This window comes from Streptomyces siamensis, assembly GCF_039543605.1.
Taxonomy (GTDB): domain Bacteria; phylum Actinomycetota; class Actinomycetes; order Streptomycetales; family Streptomycetaceae; genus Streptomyces; species Streptomyces siamensis.
Genome location: NZ_BAABKB010000016.1, coordinates 563,823 through 583,603, shown reverse-complemented (window position 1 = coordinate 583,603; position 19,781 = coordinate 563,823). Strand labels below are relative to the sequence as shown.

General features: G+C 73.2%; 14 protein-coding genes. 8 read left to right on the top strand and 6 right to left on the bottom strand.

Features of this window, described 5'->3' with window-relative positions:
* Position 1: 1 nt before the first annotated feature.
* Positions 2-844 (bottom strand): phytanoyl-CoA dioxygenase family protein, encoded by an 843-nt coding sequence (locus ABEB03_RS23150; protein ID WP_345652497.1) that lies wholly within the window; start codon positions 842-844, stop codon positions 2-4.
* 70 nt (positions 845-914) lie between these two features.
* On the opposite strand from ABEB03_RS23150, the gene ABEB03_RS23145 reads away from it, so the two are divergent.
* Positions 915-2,141 (top strand): AraC family transcriptional regulator, encoded by a 1,227-nt coding sequence (locus ABEB03_RS23145; RefSeq protein ID WP_345652494.1) that lies wholly within the window; start codon positions 915-917, stop codon positions 2,139-2,141.
* On the opposite strand, the gene ABEB03_RS23140 is transcribed toward ABEB03_RS23145, so the two are convergent.
* The 3 genes from ABEB03_RS23140 to ABEB03_RS23130 form a co-directional block, all read right to left on the bottom strand.
* Positions 2,110-2,598, bottom strand: a complete 489-nt coding sequence (locus ABEB03_RS23140) for a universal stress protein (RefSeq protein ID WP_345652732.1) — start codon at positions 2,596-2,598, stop codon at positions 2,110-2,112. The genes ABEB03_RS23145 and ABEB03_RS23140 overlap by 32 nt on opposite strands.
* Positions 2,599-2,603: 5 nt before the next feature.
* Positions 2,604-3,824, bottom strand: a complete 1,221-nt coding sequence (locus ABEB03_RS23135; RefSeq protein WP_345652729.1) for an SLC13 family permease — start codon at positions 3,822-3,824, stop codon at positions 2,604-2,606.
* 183 nt (positions 3,825-4,007) lie between these two features.
* Entirely contained in the window at positions 4,008-6,383 is a 2,376-nt protein-coding gene (locus ABEB03_RS23130; protein WP_345652491.1) for a SpoIIE family protein phosphatase, read from the bottom strand.
* 253 nt (positions 6,384-6,636) lie between these two features.
* Here ABEB03_RS23130 and ABEB03_RS23125 point away from each other — a divergent pair, with 253 nt between their 5' ends.
* Positions 6,637-9,729 (top strand): glycoside hydrolase family 2 TIM barrel-domain containing protein, encoded by a 3,093-nt coding sequence (locus ABEB03_RS23125; protein ID WP_345652490.1) that lies wholly within the window; start codon positions 6,637-6,639, stop codon positions 9,727-9,729.
* On the opposite strand, the gene qcrB is transcribed toward ABEB03_RS23125, so the two are convergent.
* Together qcrB and ABEB03_RS23115 are read right to left on the bottom strand one after the other, a co-directional pair.
* Positions 9,640-11,274: a cytochrome bc1 complex cytochrome b subunit gene (qcrB, locus tag ABEB03_RS23120; protein ID WP_345652487.1), complete on the bottom strand. Its 1,635-nt coding sequence runs from the start codon at positions 11,272-11,274 to the stop codon at positions 9,640-9,642. The two genes, ABEB03_RS23125 and qcrB, sit on opposite strands and share 90 nt — an antisense overlap.
* On the bottom strand, positions 11,271-12,176 hold the full coding sequence (locus tag ABEB03_RS23115; RefSeq protein WP_345652726.1) for a sigma-70 family RNA polymerase sigma factor: 906 nt from the start codon (positions 12,174-12,176) through the stop codon (positions 11,271-11,273). The genes qcrB and ABEB03_RS23115 overlap by 4 nt, the downstream gene beginning before the upstream one ends.
* Positions 12,177-12,691: 515 nt before the next feature.
* Between ABEB03_RS23115 and ABEB03_RS23110 the strand changes: the two genes are divergently transcribed.
* The 6 genes from ABEB03_RS23110 (at position 12,692) to ABEB03_RS23085 (ending at position 19,710) form a co-directional block, all read left to right on the top strand.
* Complete coding sequence (locus ABEB03_RS23110) at positions 12,692-14,305, top strand: MFS transporter (protein WP_345652485.1); 1,614 nt, start codon at positions 12,692-12,694, stop codon at positions 14,303-14,305.
* A complete protein-coding gene (locus tag ABEB03_RS23105; RefSeq protein WP_345652482.1) occupies positions 14,302-14,910 on the top strand; it encodes a hemerythrin domain-containing protein in 609 nt (202 codons plus the stop codon). The genes ABEB03_RS23110 and ABEB03_RS23105 overlap by 4 nt, the downstream gene beginning before the upstream one ends.
* Positions 14,911-15,789: 879 nt before the next feature.
* The gene (locus tag ABEB03_RS23100) at positions 15,790-16,362 is read left to right on the top strand and encodes a TIGR03086 family metal-binding protein (protein ID WP_345652479.1); all 573 of its coding nucleotides are present in this window, start codon (positions 15,790-15,792) and stop codon (positions 16,360-16,362) included.
* Between the two features lie 204 nt (positions 16,363-16,566).
* On the top strand, positions 16,567-16,812 hold the full coding sequence (locus ABEB03_RS23095) for a hypothetical protein (protein ID WP_345652476.1): 246 nt from the start codon (positions 16,567-16,569) through the stop codon (positions 16,810-16,812).
* Between the two features lie 3 nt (positions 16,813-16,815).
* A complete protein-coding gene (locus ABEB03_RS23090) occupies positions 16,816-17,193 on the top strand; it encodes a toxin Doc (RefSeq protein ID WP_345652473.1) in 378 nt (125 codons plus the stop codon).
* A gap of 561 nt (positions 17,194-17,754) precedes the next feature.
* The gene (locus ABEB03_RS23085) at positions 17,755-19,710 is read left to right on the top strand and encodes an RICIN domain-containing protein (RefSeq protein ID WP_345652470.1); all 1,956 of its coding nucleotides are present in this window, start codon (positions 17,755-17,757) and stop codon (positions 19,708-19,710) included.
* Positions 19,711-19,781: the final 71 nt, after the last annotated feature.

The following is a 19,781-nucleotide window of genomic DNA, read 5'->3' as shown; positions in this document are numbered from 1 at the left end:
GTCAGTGCGGGCCGGTCGGCGCGAACTCGGTGCCGCAGGGCCCCGCGCCCTCGCTCTCCGGCAGGGCGACAGGGAACCCGTTCATCGTCAGCGTCCGGTAGAAGCGGCCGATGCGTTGCGCGGAACGGCCGGCGTAGTGGCCGATGAAGGAGCGGCGGAAACGGTCGGCGCTGCGGTTGGGGCCGGAACCGTGCACGAGGCTGCCGTTGAAGAACAGCACGTCGCCGGGGGCCATGTCGACGGGTACGGGGGCGAGGCCGGGCGGCGGCGCGACGTACTCGCGCGCGAAGGACACCTCGGGGTCCGCCTCCTCGGGACAGAACAGGTCCATGCGGTGCGTGCCCGGCACGACCTCCAGACCGCCGTTCTCGCGGTCGATCGCGTCACAGGCGATCCAGGCCGCCACACAGGTGCCCGGCTCGACCCGCAGATAGAAGTTGTCCTGATGCAGCGCCTGGCCGCGGGCGCCGGGCGGCTTGAAGTAGAACATGCTCTGCGCGGCCAGGACCTCCTCGCCCAGCAGGGACTCCAGCACCTCGCGCAGCCGGGGGTCGAGCAGGAGGCGCAGCGCCGGGGCGCTGATGCGGTGCGGGTGCATGACGCGGGGATGGGTGTGCAGCGGGTCGGCCGGGCCGTCGCTCTCCGCGGCGCGGGGTTCGAAATGCCCCGGGACCGGTCCCGCGGCGTGCAGCGCGGTGAACTCGGCGCACAGTTCGTCGATCTCGGCGGTGGTGAACAGGCCGCGCTCCACGACGAATCCCCGCTCCGCGAACTCGGCGCCCCACCGCCGCGGCCCGGAAGCCTTCGCGGGACGCCGTACCCCGCTGTTGTCCCCGACTGCCATGAGACCGCCCCTTCCGCCCGGTGTGCCAGGTGTTCCACGCTAGGCCGGTGCGTTCCAGCGGAGGATGCCTGTGCGTGCTGACGAGTTGTCCGGGGCTGCCGCTCCGTCGCCGCCGCCCGGCCTGGTGACGATCGGCCGCTTCGACCAGCGCCCCGGCTACCGAGTCAACCGCCCGCGCGGCTCGGACAGCTGGCTGTTCACCTGGACCACCGGCGGCCACGGTCTGCTCGAACAGGGCGCGGCCCGGACCGTGACACGCGCGGGGGACCTGGTGGTTCTCGGACCCGGCACCGCGCACCGCTACTCCGTCGAACCGGGCGCCGGGCACTGGGCGTTCTGGTGGGCGCACTGCCAGGCCCGCCCCGCCTGGGTGGCCCGGCTGCGGCCGTACGCGCTCACCGACGGGCTGTACGCGGTCCGACCGGAGACGGACGCCGCGGAATCAGGCGGGCCGGTCGGCGGCGGCGCGGGATCCGGCGGGCCGGTCGCCGGCGGCACGGACCCCTGTCGCCCGGACACCGGCGGGCCGGTCGCCGGCGGCGCGGACCCCTGTCGGCCGGACACCGGCGGCGCGGAATCCGGCGGCGCGGAATCCGGCGGGCCGGTCGGCGGCGGCGCGGAATTCGGCGGGTTGGTCGGCGGAGGCACGGCCTCCGGCGGGCCGGTCGGCCGCGACACACAAGCCGGTGGCCTCGTCACCGTCGACGCGGGACCCGGCGGGCCGGACGCGACAGGCGCCGGTCCGCTTCGGAGCCGTATCGAGACCGCTTTCCGGCGGATGTACTCCGACGCCCGCTGGACGGGGGCCGGACCGCCACCCGGTCCGGTGCGGCCGGCCCCCGGCGGGGTCGCGGTGGCGCACGGCACCGCCGCCCGGGAGCTGACGCTCTGTTCGCTGGAGGAGATCGTGCTGCTCGCCACGGCGCGGGCCGAGCACCGCGGCCCCGGTGTCGACGCGCGGATCCGGCACGCCGAGTCCCTGATCGCCGCCGACCCGAGCGTGCCGCACTCCGTACGGTCGCTGGCCGCGGCGGTCTCCCTCTCGCCGTCCCGCTTCGCGCACCTGTTTACGGAGCAGCTCGGCCGGTCCCCGATGCGGGCGCTCCGCGACGCGCGGCTGCTGCACGCGGCCCGGCTCCTGGAAGCCACCGAACTGCCCGTGGGACGAGTGGCCGCGGCCTCCGGCTTCACCAGCGCCTTCCACTTCAACCGTGTCTTCCGGCAGCGCTACGGCATGCCGCCGGGCGCCTACCGGAACGCGGCCATCACGGGTGCGGGGGAGGCGGCGGCAACGTAGCGACGTCCGGCGGCGATTCGGGCCACACCAGCAGCACCGGGCAGGGCGCGTGGTCGACGACGAACCGTCCGGCCGGTCCCAGACTGCGCGGGCCGAGGTGCGCCCGGTCGCCGTCACGGGCCAGTACCAGCAGGTCGGCGCCCTCGGCGGCGGCCACGACCTCCCGTTCGGCGCGCCCCGCGCGCTCCAGCTTCGCGGCCGGACGGTCCAGCCGCCGCGCCGCCGCGTCGAGCAGCCGCGCGGCCGAGGTGGTGCCCAGCGTCTCCATCCGGTCGCCCGGGTCGGGCTCGGAGCGCGCACGGCCGAGCAGTCCGGCGAACGCGCCGTGCGCCAGACCGGGCACGTCGGGTTCCGAGACGTGCAGCAGGACCACCTCGGCGGTGCCGGGCACGTGCCCGCGCACGGCGTCCACGCACGCCGGCCACGTCCCCTCGACCAGCCAGACGACCACCCGCATGCTCATCAGCCTCCGACGACCTGGAGAGACAACCACAGTGCCAGTACGGCGGGGATCAGCGCCGCGGGCACGGCGATCAGACCCAGCCGGGTGAACTCCTTGAGATCGACGCCGTGTTCGTGCTGATGCACGATACGCCGCCACAACAGCGTCGCGAGGGAACCCGCGTAGGTCAGGTTCGGCCCGATGTTGACGCCGAGGAGGACGGCCAGCACGGCGCCGGGGCCGGACGCCGCGGTCAGCGGCAACAGGACGAGGACCGCGGGCAGATTGTTGATCAGGTTGGCCAGCACGGCGGCGAGCGCGGCGATGCCGAGCAGGGCGGGCAGGTCGCTGCCGTCCGGCAGGAGCCGGCCCAGCGCGTCGGCCAGACCGTTGTCGACGACCGCCCGGACGACGACGCCCAGGGCCAGTACGAAGGCGAGGAACGACGGCGCCGCGGCCTTCACGACGGTCAGCGGGGTGGCCCGGCGCCGCGCGAGCGCGCGCCCGGCCAGCACCAGCGCACCCGCCGCCGCGGACCACGCCGGGTCGATGCCGAGCGCGGAGGCGGCGACGAAGCCCGCCAGGGTGCAACCCACGGTGACCAGGGCGAACAGGGGGATCTCCGGCGGCTCCTCGGCACCCGGCTCGGGTGCCGCCGCGCCCAGGTCGTGGGCGAAGAAGCGCCGGAAGACCACGTACTCGGCGCCGATCGCGACCAGCCAGGGAAGGACCATCAGCGCGGCGAACCGGGTGAAGCTGAGGCCACTGGTGGTGAACGCGAGCAGATTCGTGAGGTTGGAGACCGGCAGGAGCAGCGAGGCCGTGTTCGACAGATGGGTGCAGGCGTACACGTGCGGCTTGGGGCGGGCTCCCATCCGGGCCGCCGTCGCGAACACGACCGGGGTGAGCAGCACGATGGTCGCGTCGAGACTGAGCACGGCCGTGATGGCGGAGGCGAGCGCGAAGACGGCGGTCAGCAACCGTCCGGGGCGGGCCTTCGCCCAGCGCGCCATCCAGGCGCCGCAGGCTCGGAACAGCCCCTCGTCGTCGCAGAAGCGGGCCAGCACGAGAACCGCCGCCAGGAAGCCGATCACCGGACCGAGATGCGCGGCCTCGGCGCGGACGTGGTCCAAGGAGATCGCGCCCGTGACGACCACCAGTGCCGCGGCAGGCACCGCCACCACCGCCTCGGGCCAGCCGAAGGGCCGGACCACCGCGCAGACGAGGACGACGACGAGCAGGGTGACGGAAAGAGCCTCGGCGAACGGGCTGCCGAGGGGGGCGGAGAGGGCCTGGGCGAGCGGGGTGCCGGCGGCGGCGGGGCCGCCCGGGCCGAGCGGGCTGTTCAGAGTTCGGTCCTCCGAGGATGGTCGTGACGCCCCACCATCACATCAAACGCCCGGTGCCCCGCCCCGCTGCGGCCGTCACTCCTCGCCGAGCAGCGTCAGCTCCGCCCAGATGGTCTTGCCCTCCGGCGTGTGCCGACTGCCCCAGCGCTGCGTGAGCTGGGCGACGAGCAGCAGCCCGCGGCCCCCCTCGTCGAAGATCTTCGCCCGGCGCAGGTGCGGCGCGGTGTGGCTGCTGTCGGAGACCTCGCAGATCAGCGTGTCGGGGTCGTGGATGAGGCGCAGCCGGATCGGCGGCTCCCCGTACCGGATGGCGTTGGTGACGAGTTCGCTGACCACCAGCTCGGCGGTGAACGTCACTTCGCTCAGCCCCCAGTGGTCCAGTTGCTCGACGACCTGCTTGCGGATCGGGGCGACGAGGGCGGGGTCCGCCGGGATGTCCCAGGTGGCCACCTGGGAGGCGGCCAGGCCGCGCGTGCGCGCGAGCAGCAGGGCCACGTCGTCCAGGGCGCCGCCGACGGGCAGCAGGGACTGGAGGATCGCGTGACACGCCTCGTCCAAGGAGCGCGACGGCTGCTCCAGGGCCCGGAACAGCAGGCGTCGGCCGGCATCGAGGTCCCGGTCGCGGCCCTCGATCAGCCCGTCGGTGTAGAGGGCGAGCACCGTGCCCTCGGGCAGGTCGAGTTCCACCGCCTCGAAGGGCAGGCCGCCCAGCCCGAGCGGCGGCCCGGCGGGGAGGTCGACGAGGTGGGGCGAGCCGCCGGGGCGGAGGATGACGGGCGGCGGATGTCCGGCACGGGCGAGCGTGCACCGCCGGGAGACCGGGTCGTACACGGCGTACAGACAGGTGGCGCCCATCTCGCCGGTGACGCCCTCGGCCCCGGCTTCCACGGACAGCCGGACGACCAGGTCGTCGAGATGCGTGAGCAGTTCGTCGGGGGCCAGGTCGATGTCGGCGAGCGTGCGGACGGCGGTGCGCAGCCGCCCCATGGTCGCCGAGGCCTGGATGCCGTTGCCGACGATGTCGCCGACGACCATGGCGACCCGCATCCCGGACAGCGGGATCACGTCGAACCAGTCGCCGCCGACCCCGGCGCGCGCCGCGGGAAGGTAGCGCGAGGCCGCGTCGACGGCCGCGGTGCGGGGCAGCGACTGCGGCAGCAGGCTGCGTTGCAGGGCGAGGGCGGTCTCGCGCTCGCGGGAGAACCGGCGCGCGTTGTCGATGCAGACGGCGGCCCTGGCGGTGACCTCCTCGGCGAGCAGGGCGTCGTCCGGGGTGAAGGGGTCGGGCCGCCGGTAGCGGGTCAGGACGGCCACGCCGAGCGTCTGGCCGCGGGCCTGGATGGGCACCGCCATCGTGGCGTGGATGCCGTACTCGGCGACGCGTCGCCCGCGCCGTTCGTCCTCGGACAGCCAGGTCCGCAACGCCGTCGCGACGTCCGCGGTGACGACCGTCCGGCCGGTGACCACGGCGTCCGCCTGGGGCGAGGACGCGGGGTAGACGTCGACGTCACCGGGCTTGACGAGCGCCTCGGGGGAGCCGGGGAGCACCGACTGGTGGGCGGCCCGGCGCAGGGTGACCGGAGCGGTCGGCCGGCCGGCCTGCGGCTCGGTGCCCGGTTCCGGGGGGTCGAGCAGGTCGACGCGGACGAAGTCGGCGAGCACGGGCACACAGACGTCGGCGAGCTCCTGGGCCGTCCGGGTGACGTCGAGGGTGGTGCCGATGCGCACGCTCGCCTCGTTGACCAGTTGCAGCCGCTCACGGGCCTTGTACTGCTCGGTGAAGTCGTGCGCGACCACACAGACGCCGCGCACCTGTCCGTCGGTGTCGGTGAGCGGGGCCATCCGGGCCAGCCAGGCGTGCGGGCGGCCCTCGCCGCCCGTCCGCATGGTGGTCTCCACGTCACGGCCCCGTCCGGAGGCGAGGACGTCGTACATGTCCTCCTCCAGCCGCTCGCCTGCTCGCTTGCCACCGATCTCGGAGATCCGCAGACCCCGGATACGGTCCTCCACGAGGCCGAGCACCCCGGCCATCGCGTCGTTGATCCCGAGCAGCCGCAGTCGTGTGTCGTAGACGGCCGTGGCGCAGGGCGACTGGGAGAGGACCGCCCGGATCAGCGGGTCGTCCCGGGGCGGCGGTTCCGCGACCGTGAGGGGGGTGACGACGAACCAGCCGTCGCCCTCGTCGCGGCGGTGCGCCAGCAGCCACACCGGCAGGACGTGGCCGTCCCGGTGGCGCAGTGGCAGGGTGCCGCTCCAGCGGTCGCCGGCGGGTTCTGACGGTGCGGCGGCGACGGTGTGGTCCAGCAGTGCCGTCGCGGGGCGGCCCTCGACCTCGTCGGGCGGGTACCCCAGCAGTCGGCGGGCCCCCTCGCTCCAGTGGATCAGGGTTCCGTGCTCGTCGATGACCGCCCGTGCCGTGGCTGCCTCGTCGAGGTGGTGGACCGGGCTCATCGTCGCCACTCCATTGCGCACACTCACAGTGAACAAGCGCGTCACTCGGGTTCCAGCCTAGTGCGTGGGCGCCCTGCGCACCCCTGAACACGGGCCGACGGGACGACATCCGGAGGGCGGATTTCCGGCGGATGTGTTCGGTGGGTCGGAAGTGAGTTCCGCACCCTTGACGGCCGTGTGTGTCGCCTCGTCAGAATCTGTTTGTTCACGATCAGTTGTGATGACTTCTGGGTCCTGATGAGGGAGAGCCGCCATGACGGTCACACGAAGAGCGGTATTGATCGCAGGCACGGCCGTGCCCGCGGCCGGCGCACTCACGGGCGCCGCCGACGCCCGGGCCGCGGCCGGGCACACCCCGGGGCGGCACACCGTCGAACTGCGCGACGGCTGGCGTTTCGCCCTGGTCGACCCGGGCGGTGTCACCGACCCCACCGGCGCCTACGCGGACGCCGCGCGGCCGGGCCACGACGACTCGGCGTGGCGCGAGGTGGCCGTACCGCACGACTGGAGCATCGAGCAGACCCCCACCACCGAGCACGGCACCACCAGCGGGACGGGATTCTTCCCCGGCGGTCTCGGCTGGTACCGCACCACGTTCACCCTGCCGCCCGCGTACGCCGGCAAGCGGGTGTCCGTGGAGTTCGACGGCGTGTACATGGACTCCTACGTGTACTGCAACGGCACCGAGGTCGGCCGACACCCCTACGGCTACACGGGTTTCGCCCTCGACCTCACCGGACTGCTGCACACGGACGGCAGTACCCCGAACGTCATCGCCGTGAAGGTGCAGAACCAACTCCCCAGCAGTCGCTGGTACTCGGGCAGCGGCATCTACCGCGACGCACGCCTGGTCGTCACCGAGCCGGTGCACGTCCAGCGGTGGGGCACCCACGTCACCACGCCGGAGATCACGAAGGAGCGGGCGCTCGTACGGGTGCGGACGACCGTCGTCAACGCGTCGGGCACCCCGGCCGAGGTCCAGGTGATCTCCCGGATCCTCGACCCCGACGGCCGGACGGCCGCCCGGACGACCACCACGGCGACCGTCGCCGAGCAGGCCGACGAGACCCACGAACTCTCCGTGCCCGCGCCCAGGTTGTGGGACTTCGCGACGCCGCAGCACCGCTACACGCTGGAGACCGAACTGCGCACCGGCGGCACGACCGTCGACACCTGCCGCACCCCCTTCGGCATCCGGTCCTTCCGCTTCGACCCGGACGAGGGCTTCCACCTCAACGGCACCCACGCCAAGATCAAGGGCGTCGACCTCCACCACGACCAGGGCGCTCTCGGCGCGGCCGTGAGCCTCGACGCGGTGCGCCGCCAGATGACCGTCATGAAGTCGATGGGTGTCAACGCCTTCCGGACCTCGCACAATCCGCCCTCCCCGCAGATGATCCAGGTCTGCGAGGAACTGGGGATCGTGATGATGGTGGAGGCCTTCGACTGCTGGCGCACCGGGAAGACGAAGTACGACTACGGGCGGTTCTTCGACGAGTGGTGCGAGAAGGACGCCACCGAGATGGTCCTCGCCGCCCGCAACTCACCCGCCGTGGTGCTGTGGTCCATCGGGAACGAGATCCCCGACTCGACCTCCACGGCCGGACTCGCCATGGCCGACCGGATCATCGCCGCCGTCAGGGCCGCCGACGACACCCGGCCGCTGGTGATCGGCTCGGACAAGTACCGCCGCCTGCCGGCGAAGGGTTCGGCGGCCGACCTCATGCTCGCCAAACTGGACGGGCTCGGCCTCAACTACAACACCGCCAAGTCGGTCGACGACCTGCACGCCGCCTACCCGCACCTGTTCCTCTTCGAGTCCGAGTCGTCCTCCGAGACCTCGACCCGGGGCGCCTACCAGGAGCCCCAGCACCTCAACACCGGGGAGAACCACACCCCCGGCCGGCGGGCGACCTCCTCGTACGACAACAACCTCGCCTCCTGGACGATGAGCGGCGAGTACGGCCACAAGAAGGACCGGGACCGCAAGTGGTTCGCGGGCGAGTTCCTGTGGTCGGGCATCGACTACATCGGCGAGCCCACCCCGTACGACGTCTTCCCGGTGAAGGCCTCCTTCTTCGGCGCCGTCGACACGGCGGGCTTCCCGAAGGACATGTACCACCTCTTCAGGAGCCAGTGGACGACCGAGCCCATGGTCCATCTCGTGCCCATGACGTGGAACCACGAGCCGGGCGACACGGTCGAGGTCTGGGCCTACGCGAACGTCGACACCGTCGAACTCCTCCTCAACGGCACATCCCTCGGCACACGCCGGTTCGACACCAAGAAGACCACCGACGGCCGCACCTACCTGGAGACCACCGAGGCGACCGGCGACGACAAGACCTTCACCGACGGCCCCTACCCCGGCAGCTACACCAGCCCCAACGGCAGCGCGGGCAAGCTCCACCTCACCTGGAAGGTCGCCTACGAGCCGGGCGAGTTGAAGGCCGTCGCCCGCCGCGGGGGCAAGGTCGTCGCGACGGACGTCCTGCGCACCGCGGGAGCCCCCCACGCGATACGCCTCACCCCGGACCGCACGTCGCTGCCCGCCGACGGGCGCTCCCTCGTGTTCGTGACCGCGGAGGTCGTCGACGCGCACGGCGTTCTCGTGCCCGACGCGGAGCACCGGATCGCCTTCGACGTCGACGGCGGCTCGGTCGCCGGACTCGACAACGGCCGGCAGGAGAGCGCCGAGCGCTATCAGGCCGCGACCCGCACCGCCTTCCACGGCAAGGCGCTCGCCATCGTCCGGTCCGGGACGAAGTCGGGCACCCTGAAGGTGACGGCCCGGGCGGAGGGCCTGCGCAGAGTGACCACGAGCGTGCGCACGACCCGGGCCGGGTCGCGAGCGACCACTCCGGCGCCGGTGTTCGGGCCCGACCACCCGGCGGCCCCGAACTATCCGTACGCGGACGCCAGTTACTCGGGCCGCCCCGACACCCTGCCCGCCGCCATGCTCGACGGCGACGCCGGCACCGGGTGGTCCAACGCCTTCCACAAGTCGGCGACGGCCCTGCTGCCGGCCTTCGACGGCCCCCGTGCCGAGGACTGGGTCTCGGTCACCTGGGCGCGCCCGCGCACCGTCGACCGCGTCGAGGTGTCCTTCACCGTGGACGCGACCCACGCCCAGCCCGCCTCCGTCGAGGTCTCCGTGTGGGACGGCGAGCGGTACGTGCCCGTGAAGGGGGCGGTCCTCGACCGCGCCACCACGTCCGACGCCCCGACCGTGATCACCTTCGACGCGGTGCGCGGCTCACGGCTGCGTCTCGTCATGACCGGCGCCCACCCGGGGGCGTCCGACGGCGCGATCAGGATCAGCCGCCTGGAGGTCCCCGCCGCCTGACGGGCCGGCCGGGTGGGCGGGCGGCAGCCCACGCCGCTCGTGCTCGGTCAGCGTGTGGAGTTCGGCACGGTCGAGGGGCCGGTGGACCTCGACGTACTCGCCGTGCGGCAGGCGTCTGACGACCCCTGTCGCACGGCCGTGCGCGACCAGTTCACGGTCCCGCAGCTGAAGGCCCAGACAGACGCGCCGGGTGACGACGAAGACGACGGCCGGCACCACCAGCAGGGCGATCCGCACCGTCCACGTCACGGTGTTGATCGACAGATGGAAGCGCGTCGCCACGATGTCGTTGCCGCCGCCCGCGAGCAGGACGAGATAGAGGCTGATCCACGCGGCGCCCAGCGCGGTGCGCACCGGACGGTTGCGCGGCCGGTCCAGCAGATGGTGCTCGCGCCGGTCCCCGGTGACCCGGGCCTCGACGAACGGGTAGACGCCGATGAGGACCAGCAGCAACGGGAAGACGACGATCGGTATGAGCACGCCGAGCACCAGGGTGTGGCCCCACAGCGTGATCTCCCAGCCCGGCATGACCCGCACCAGGCCCTCGGCGAAGCCCAGGTACCAGTCGGGCTGGGCGCCCGTCGACACCTGGTCGGCGCGGTAGGGGCCGTACGACCAGACCGGGTTGATACTGGCGACCGCCGCGATCAGCGTGATGACACCGGACACCAGGAACAGGAATCCGCCCGCCTTCGCCATGTACACCGGCATGAACGGCGTTCCCACGACGTTGCGTTCGGTCCTGCCCGGCCCGCCGAACTGGGTGTGCTTGTGGTACACGACCAGGATCAGGTGCGCGACCACGAGCGCGGCCATGATGCCGGGGATCACCAGTACGTGCAGCGAGTAGAAGCGCGGCACGATGTCATGGCCCGGGAACTCGCCCCCGAAGAGGAACATCGACAGATACGTGCCGACGACGGGCACCGACAGGAGCGCCCCGTCCACGAACCGCATGCCGGTCCCCGACAGCAGGTCGTCCGGCAGCGAATAGCCGAACAGGCCCTCGAACAAGCCGAGGAGCAGAAGAGTCCAGCCGAACAGCCAGTTCACCTCGCGGGGCCTGCGGAACGACCCCGTGAAGAAGTGCCGCATCATGTGCGTCAGCATCGCCGCCAGGAAGATCAGCGCCGCCCAGTGGTGGATCTGCCGGATGAGCAGTCCGCCGCGCACGTCGAAGCTGATGTCGAGGGTCGACGCGTACGCCTCGGACATGCGGATGCCGTTCAGTGGCACATAACTGCCGTGGTAGACGACCTCGTTCATCGACGGGTGGAAGAACAGCGTCAGGTACACCCCGGTCAGGACCAGCACGACGAAGCTGTAGAGACAGATCTCGCCGAGCAGGAAGGACCAGTGGTCCGGGAACACCTTGCGCAGGTACTTCGCGCCGAAGGCGTGGATGCCGAGCCGGCCGTCGAACCAGTCCGCCACACGCTCGCCGGACGACGCCGTGCCCGCCGGGCGTGCCGCGGTCCCGGTGTCGGGGCCCTCGGCGGCGCTGTGCGCACGGGTGACCGTCCCGTGCCGTTCGCCGGTCGTCATGGCTGCCTGCCCTCCTGGCCGTCCGTCTCCTCCTCGCGCCGCACGTGCGCGAGCTTCTCGGGGTTGGTGACGATGTAGACGTCGCGGACGTGCTCGCCGTCGGGCGCGAGGTTCATGACCATGACGGCGTACGGGGAGTCACCCTCGAAGATCACGGCGGAGTCGTCGCCGTTGACCCGCCGGTAGCGGATGTCCAGACCGGTCGCGCGGCGGGTCGCGTAACCGGCGAACAGCCGGGCCGCCTTGTCCCGCCCGTGCACCGGCCGCAGCCCGGCCCGCGGGGTCTTGCCACCGCCGTCCGTCCACACCGTGACGTCCGGCGCCAGGATCTCCATCAGCGCGGTGATGTCACCGCCCAGCGCGGCCTCCACGAAGCGTTCGGTCGCCTGCCGGCGCACCCGGGGGTGGGCCCGGTACAGCGGCCGGCGCGCGTGCACGTGCTGCCGGGCCCGGTGGGCGAGCTGGCGCACCGCGGCGGGGCTGCGGTCGAGGACTCCGGCGATCTCGGTGTGCGCGTAGCCGAACACCTCGTTGAGGACGAAGACCGCGCGCTCCAGCGGGGTCAGCGACTCCAGCACCACGAGCATCGCCAGGGACACGGACTCGGAGCGCAGGGTCCGGTCATCGGCGGCGCCGGCGGGGGCCGGTTCGTCGAGCAGCGGTTCCGGCAGCCAGGGGCCCACATAGGTCTCCCGGCGGCGGGTGATGGCGGCGCGCCGGGCGAGCGCCTGGTTCACGGCGATCCGGACCAGGTAGGCGCGCGGGTTGGCGATCCCGTCCAGCGGGGAGCGGCCGGCGCGGCCCTGCCAGGACAGCCAGGTCTCCTGGAGCACGTCCTCGGTGTCGGCGACGCTGCCGAGCATGTTGTAGACGATCGCGAACAGCAGCTCGCGGTGGTCCACGAAGACCCGCGTCGCGCCGTCCGCGCCGCCCGGCCTGCCGTTTCCGGTGCCCGGCCCGCCGGTTCCGGCGCCCGGCCCGCCCTTCGGGCGGCCCGCCCCGTCGCCCTGCGTGCCTCTCGCCCTGCCGTTCGTGCCGTCCGCCCCGCCGTTCGTGCCGTGCGGCCCGTCCTCCTGGAGCGTCCCCGAACGGCGGCCCGGCGACGTCCAGTCGGGCGCGCCGGGCCTTTCGGCGCCGCCGGGTGACGCGCCACGCGGACGCGACCCCCCTTCGACGGCGCCGGCCGGCGCGCGACCCGCGCCCGGACCCACGCCGCCGGTCCCCGCTCGGTGGCTCTCGGACATGCCTCGCCTCCCTTGGTGTGCTCACTACTGCGAGGGGCGGAGGCGGTCCGAATGTGACACCCGACGGGCCGGATGTGACGTATGTCTCAGGGCGCTCGTCCGGCGTCACACCCGTCGGCGGGAGCGCCCTCTTGAACGCGAGTTCGCAGCTCCGGCACAAGGAGACACACATCGTGTTCAAGAAATGGCACGGCAACCCATGGGCGATCCTCGTCACGCTCTCCCTGGGGTTCTTCATGACCCTGCTCGACCTGACGATCGTGAACATCGCGATCCCCGACATGGGCCAGGACCTGGACGCCTCCCTCGACGAGATCCTGTGGGTCGTCAACGCCTACACCCTCGCGCTGGCCGTCCTGCTGATCACCGCGGGCCGGCTCGGCGACCTGCGCGGCAAGCGGAATCTGTTCATGGCGGGCGTCGCCGTGTTCACGCTCGCCAGCCTGGCCTGCGCCCTCGCGCAGGACCCGGCCCAACTGATCGCCTTCCGCGCGGTCCAGGGGCTGGGCGCGGCGCTGCTCATGCCGCAGACCCTGTCGATCATCACGGAGGTGTTCCCGGCCGACCGGCGGGGCGCCGCGATGGGTGTCTGGGGCGCCGTCGCGGGGATCTCCGGCGCGCTCGGACCGATCATCGGGGGAGCGCTCATCACCCGGCTCGACTGGCGGTGGATCTTCTTCGTCAATCTGCCGCTCGGAGTGCTCGTCCTGGCCCTCGCCGCCGCGGTCGTTCCCGCTTCCCGCCGCACCGTGCGCCACCGCTTCGACACCGCCGACGTGCTGCTCGCCTCAAGTGCCCTGTTCTGTCTGGCCTTCGGCCTGACGGAGGGACAGCGCTACGACTGGAACGGCTGGATCCGGTCACTGTTCGGCGCCGCGGCGGTGCTCTTCGCCGGCTTCCTGCTGCATGAGCGCGGCCGGCAGACCCGTGACCCGCTCGTGCCGTTCTCGCTCTTCAGGGACCGCAACTTCACGCTCGTCAACCTGGTGGGCATCACGGTGTCCTTCGGCGTCATCGGGTTGTTCCTGCCGCTGACGATCTACCTCCAGTCGGTGCTGGGCTTCAGCGCGCTCAAGTCCGGCCTCGTGCTGCTGCCCCTGGCCCTCGGTTCGTTCGTGACGGCCGGCCCCGCCGGTGTCCTCGCCGACAGGATCGGCGGCAAGTTCATCCTGATGGCGGGCCTGCTGGCCTGGGCCGCCGCGCTGCTGTGGATCGCGGTCGTGGCGGACGCCGGGTCCGGCTGGACGACGGTCGCCTTTCCGCTCCTCCTGGCCGGGCTGGGGGCGGGCTGCACCTTCACGCCGATGGCCACGGAGGTCATGCGCAACGTCCCGGTCCGGTTGTCCGGAGCCGCCTCGGGCGTCAACAACGCGCTGCGCCAGGTGGGTTCCGTGCTCGCGGGCGCCGTCGTCGGTGCCGTGCTCCAGGCGCAGCTCGCCGCCTCGCTCACCGACCAGGCCCGGCAGCGCGCCGGACAGCTCCCCGCCTCCTACCGGGACGGCTTCGTCGCCGCCTTCTCCGAGGCGGAGTCCGACGTCGGCGCCCGGCGGTCGGCCGCTGCCCCGTCCGGTGTGCCGCACGACGTCGCCGACCGCATGCGGGCGCTCGGCGGTCAGGTCTTCGGCCACGGATTCGTCGACGCGATGGGCCCGGCGCTCCTGGTCTCCGCCGGAGTCCTGCTGACGGGTGCGCTCGCCTGCCTGGCCGTACGCCGGCATCGCGGACCGTCGGCCAACCCGCACGCCCTTCCCGTGTACGAACCCGAACTGGAGGAAGCCACCTCATGAGCATCGACCTCACCGTGATGTACGCCGCGCACGACGCCTTCCGGCGCGACCTGGAGCGGCTCGGCAAGGCGGCCGCGGACGGCTCCGCCTTCTCGCCGCCGGTCCGGGCCGGTTGGGAGAACTTCAGGAAGCAGCTGCACATCCACCACACGGCCGAGGACAGCGACCTGTGGCCGCGCGTGCAGCGCAGGGTCGAGGGGCGCCCCGAGGACCTCGCGCTCCTCGCGGAGATGGAGGCGGAGCACGGCCGGCTGGACCCGCAGCTCGCCGCCGTGGACGCCGCCCTGACGGACCGGCTGGACGAACTCCCCGGACTTGTAAGGGCGTTGACCATCACCCTCGACGATCACCTGGCCCACGAGGAGAGGAGTGCTCTGCCCCTCGTCCAGGAGGTGCTGACCCCCGCCGACTGGAGCGCCTTCACCGGGCGCATCCGCGAGACGCAGGGTCTGCGCGGGGCGGCCCTCTTCGTGCCCTGGATCGTCGACGGCGCCGCGCCCGCCGACCGCGCCGCCTTCTTCGGCACCATGCCGCCACCGGTGCGTGTCCTCAACCGCCTGTTCTGGGAGGCCGGTTACCGCAGGCGCGGGCTGTGGCAGGCCTGACCGGACCGTGTGCCGACCGCTGGCCACGGGGTGGACGGGCCCTGGCTGCCCGAGCTGTCGGGCTCCGGGCGGATGCCGGCTCCCTCCGACCGCCGGAGCCCGGGCGAACGCCGGCTCCCTCCGACCGCCGGGCGCGGGGTCGCTGCCGGGCACGGGCCGCGCGCCGAGCCTCTGCCGCGGCAGAGGCAGAGGCAGAGGCAGAGGCAGAGGCAGAGGTCGCGGGCGACGCGGCGGGCCGGGTGGTCGCGAGCGTCGGCGGAGCCCCGCGCCGGATGGCCGCGCGGCGGGCAGGGTCCGTGCTCGACGGGCATCCCGGGTCCGGCTGGGCCCATGGCCGGCGGGCCGGGTGTCCGGGTGGGCCCATGGCCCGCGGGCCGCGGGTCCGGGTGGCCACCTGCCCGACGGGCCCGTGGTCGGGAGGTCCGAGCCTGGGTGCTCCATGCTCGGGTGGGTCCATGCTCGGGGAGCCCTTGCCTGCACGCCCCGCACCCGGGGCGCTCCGCACTCGACAGGCCCTGTGTCCGGGTGAGTGCCTGGGCGGGTCCCTGCCTGCGGTGCCGCGTGTCCGGGTGGCCGGTGCCTGCCTGGCCCCGGACTCGCCCCGCGTCCGGGTGGCCCGTGCCGCGGCGGGCCCGTACTCCACAGGCCCGCGTCCGGGTGGCCCGTGCCGCGGCGGGTCCGCTCTCGACACGCCCCCGCCCGGGTGGCCCCACGCCCCGTTGGCCCCGTTCCCGAGGGTCCGATTCCTTTCGCGGTCGAGCCCGGTCCGTCTGTGCAGGACCGTCCGGGTTCCCGGCGGTCCGGCCGTCGGCCCCGGGTCCGTCATCAGGACGGAGCCGAGCCCGCCGACGGGCCGGCCCTTCGAACAGGAGCAACCCCATGAACGCGAACCCCGCCGTACTCGGCGACCAGCTCGCCCGCGCCGCCCGCGGGCTGCTGGCCCACGCCGGGCGGCCCGCACTCGACGGAAAGCGCGAACTGCCCACGCCCTGCGCCGACTTCGATGTCCACCGGCTCGGCGAACACCTCCTCGGCACGCTCGTCATGGGCGAGCACGCGGCGGTGAAGCAGCCGGTGCCCGCCGACGCGCCGACGACGCTGAACCAGCCGCCCTGGGTGGTGTTCCCGCCGCTCGTCGACCGGCTCGTCGCCGCCTGGAGCGACCCGGACGCCTGGCAGGGCGACACATCCTTCGGCCCGGACACCTGCCCCGCCCCGCTCGCCGGGATGATCACCATCATGGAGCTGACGGTGCACGGCTGGGACCTGGCGACCGCCACCGGTCAGCCCTTCGCCGCGGACGACGACGTGATCGCCACCGCGACGGCCGTCGCCACGCGGATCGCCGACGGCGCCCGCGCCGGCGGGGCCTTCGGCCCCGAGGTCGAGGCCGCCCCCGACGCGACGCCACTGGAGCGGCTGCTCGCCCTCACGGGGCGGAAGGCCGTCTGACCGACCCGGCGCCCGCCCCGACGACCTCACGGGCGGGCGCCCGACGGTCGCCGGGGCGGTCGGCCGGCAGTCACATCGACGCCGTGGACGGGGCACGCGAGGACGGCCCGCTCCCCGCTGCTTCGGTATCCTGCGGGTACCGCCGCTCATAGCTTCTGACCAGTGGATATTTACGAGTAAGTACCCGCGCGGTACCGTGATGGCATGCCAGCTCTCAACGTGGAGTTCAGCGACCGCGAGCTAGAGGACCTGCGGCAGATCGCCAAGGAACGCGGTACGTCGATGAAGGCCCTCGTCCGGGAGGCCGCCGCGGCCGACATCGTGCGGCACCGGGCGCTCCAGGAGGGTGCGGAGGTGTTCCGCCGCTTCTTCGCCGCGCACGCGGACGAGTTCGCCGCTGCCTTCCCCGAGGACGAGCCGCCCGCCCGGCGTGAGGGACGGGTCGCCTGACCCATGGCACCCGTCATCCACATCGACGTGCCCTGGCTGCTCCAGCGTCACGAAGAGGTGCTGCCCGACCAGCCCACGGTCAACGACTTCTCCGCGCTCGTCGCCGCCGTCGCCCGGCACCGCGTGGACCCGCCCCGCCTCGGCGTCGACTCCGACCCGGCCTGGCGGGCCGCAGCTTTGCTGCACACCCTGGCGCTGCTCAAGCCGCTGCCGGCCGCCAACGCCCGCTTCGCGTGCTCGGCGGCGGTGGCGTACATGTTCGTCAGTGGCGTCGGCATCGACCCGCCCTACGGCGCGCTCGTCGATCTCACCCGTGACCTCATCTCCGGCAAGGCCGACGTCTACGGCGCGGCCGACCGCCTCCGCTCCTGGCAGATCTGAGACGCCGGCGCCCAAGGGGGGCCGCGGGGCCGGTGCCGCCGCCCGGTCCGGGCCCCGCCCTCGGGGCCGCCGACCGAGGGCGGGAGGATCGGGGCCGGCGGCCGGTTTCGCGCGGGAGAGCCGCCGTCCTGCGCGGGGCCTCCGAGAAGGGCCGATACCAGTGGACTACGGAGTTCCGCGCGCCGGGAGCGTGCGAGGGGCACCGGCGCGTGCGCCCGGTTCACACGGGGCGCGTCGAATTTCGAAAGCCGGTGCGAGCGGGGCGAGTTGCGGCAGGATCTGACTTTATTTCAATGGGCCTGATGTTGCCCAAGTGCCTTGTTGGCCGTGAGCGTGTTGTGCGAGGGTGAACTCCCTGCGCCGGGCCAATGGCCGGGTCTGAACCGCTGTTCGCCATTCCGAGTCGCGGGCTCAAAAGGCCCCTGACCGGCGGTCGTCGTACGGCCTTCGTCCTCGCCGTTTTCCCGACGCACCGTCAAAAAGGTATGCACCGACCGGCCCTCCTTTTTCGGCGGTCAGGAATTCTGTGTGCCACCTTGCACCTCGGAAGGAACCCGCTCCGTGCGCACCCCCCACCCCCCTCGTCCCCCTTATCCGCCCGGCGGCGTTCCCGGTGAATCCGACGAGAGCCTCGCCGCCCGGCTGAGAGGCTCGGCGCAGGACGACGCCGCCCATCCCGTCGCTCTGCTGATGGCCCGGCACTGGCAGTCGGCGTACGACTACGCGGTCATCTGCCTCGCCTCCTCGGCCCCAGCCGCCTCCATGGTGGCGGCGGCCTCCTTCCACCGGGCGCTCGACCGCCTCGGGGAAGGCGACTCCGCGATCTCCCTGCGGCCCGAACTCCTCGTGGACGTACGCGACACCGTCAGGGAGTGGTCCGCGGACGACCGGACAACCGGTGTTCTGCCGGACCTGGGGAAACCCGCGGGCGGCCGGGGCATGCGCGCCGCGAAGTCCATGACAGCCGAAAATCGCAAGCTGGCGGAGCGTGCTTTCCATACCCTGCCGGGACTGTCCCGGTGCCTTCTGTGGCATACCGAGGTCGAGGCGGAGCCCATATCCGTACCGGCCGGTCTGTCGGGCATGGACGCCGACATCGCGTCGGCCGCCCTGGAGCAGGCCCGCGAGCAATTCCGTGAGGGCTGTGTACGCGCCCACCGGGAACTCGCGCCCAGCAAGGAATGCGGCTTCTACAACCGCCTCCTCGACGTGCCGATCCGCCGCGGCGGCGCCTTGCTTCCCGATGTCCGGCAGCATCTGGCGGAGTGCTCGTACTGTCGGCACGCGGCAGAACAACTCGGCCATTTCGAGAGCGGGTTGGGAACGCTGATCGCCGAGGCCGTGCTCGGCTGGGGCGCACAGCGCTATCTCGACTCACGCCCCGGGCGTGCGGGACAGCGCTTGCGCCCCCGTGGTGGTACCTCCTTCGGTGGACGGCTTCCGGGGAGCGGCGGGCGTGCCGCTGGCGGAGGCCGCCACGGCGACGGGTACGGCGCGGACGGACGGCCGGGAACCGGCGGGCGTCAGGGCGGCGGCGGGCGGCACCGCCTGCTGGGACAGTTCCCCGCCCCGGGCCGCGGGGCGGCCCGGCAGGGTGAGGCCCCTCCCAAGGCCCTGCTGACCGGCGCCGGACTGTCGGCCGTCCTCCTCGCGACCGTCCTCGCGGCCGGTCTGTGGCCGCACGACGAGGGAGGCGCCGACCCCACGGCCTCCACGGGCGCCGGCAGCAGTCACAGCCTGTCCGAGGCCCCCGGCGCCGGGACCCCGCCGGCCGCCTCGTCGCCCCCCACCTCGGCGGGACTGCCGACGGGCACCGAGCGGACCCGGCTGCGCAACCTCGCCGCCGACCTGTGCCTGGACGTAAGGGGCGGCAACGCGAAGCCCGGCGCCGAGACAGAGCTCGCGGCGTGCTCGTCGGCCTGGACCCAGCAGTGGTCGTACGAGTACGACGGACTGCTGCGCAGCATCGCCGATCCCGGGCTGTGCCTGGACTCGCACGCCGACAACGGTGTCGTCCTGCTGCAGCGCTGTGTCGCCGAGAACGCGGCGCGCGGCAAGGACATGCGCTACGACCTCACCGTGCAGGGCGAGTTGCTGCCCCGCCGACGCGAGGGACTCGCCGTCACGCCGGCGTCGGACGACCCCGACGCCGATGTCGTCGTCAAGGTCCGCGACGGCTCCGACGAGCAGCGCTGGCGCACCGACCCCTCGTCGGACCGCCCCAAGTCGCTGTCGGTCGCGGGCACGTCCGGCCCGTCGGCCCCGCCCGCGAGCGACGAACCCACCGCCGAGGACGCTCCCACGCGGCCGGGCGCGGAACACGGCGAACCGTCCGCAGAGGTGCCGGCCGACCCCGGGCCCACCGCGGCGGAGCCCTACCAGGAGCCGCGCGCGGTGGCCGTCGGCGACGGCCACGACGACGCGGACCCGCAGTCCATGCTGCCCATCGGCCTGTCCGGACTCGTCGACGACGCAGGGCTCCAGGGCCGGGAGGCCGCGGCCACGACCGCGCCGTGAGAGCGACGGCGTGACGGCACCGCGAGGGCGCGGCGCGACGCCGGCGTGAGTCGCGGCCTGACCCCGGCGTC

Coding starts and splice junctions, on each gene's coding strand:
- ABEB03_RS23095 (WP_345652476.1), top strand. CDS start 16,567: ATGCCAGCTCTCAACGTGGAGTTCAGCGACCGCGAGCTAGAGGACCTG.
- qcrB (WP_345652487.1), bottom strand. CDS start 11,274: ATGACGACCGGCGAACGGCACGGGACGGTCACCCGTGCGCACAGCGCC.
- ABEB03_RS23100 (WP_345652479.1), top strand. CDS start 15,790: ATGAACGCGAACCCCGCCGTACTCGGCGACCAGCTCGCCCGCGCCGCC.
- ABEB03_RS23140 (WP_345652732.1), bottom strand. CDS start 2,598: ATGCGGGTGGTCGTCTGGCTGGTCGAGGGGACGTGGCCGGCGTGCGTG.
- ABEB03_RS23150 (WP_345652497.1), bottom strand. CDS start 844: ATGGCAGTCGGGGACAACAGCGGGGTACGGCGTCCCGCGAAGGCTTCC.
- ABEB03_RS23090 (WP_345652473.1), top strand. CDS start 16,816: ATGGCACCCGTCATCCACATCGACGTGCCCTGGCTGCTCCAGCGTCAC.
- ABEB03_RS23105 (WP_345652482.1), top strand. CDS start 14,302: ATGAGCATCGACCTCACCGTGATGTACGCCGCGCACGACGCCTTCCGG.
- ABEB03_RS23130 (WP_345652491.1), bottom strand. CDS start 6,383: ATGAGCCCGGTCCACCACCTCGACGAGGCAGCCACGGCACGGGCGGTC.
- ABEB03_RS23125 (WP_345652490.1), top strand. CDS start 6,637: ATGACGGTCACACGAAGAGCGGTATTGATCGCAGGCACGGCCGTGCCC.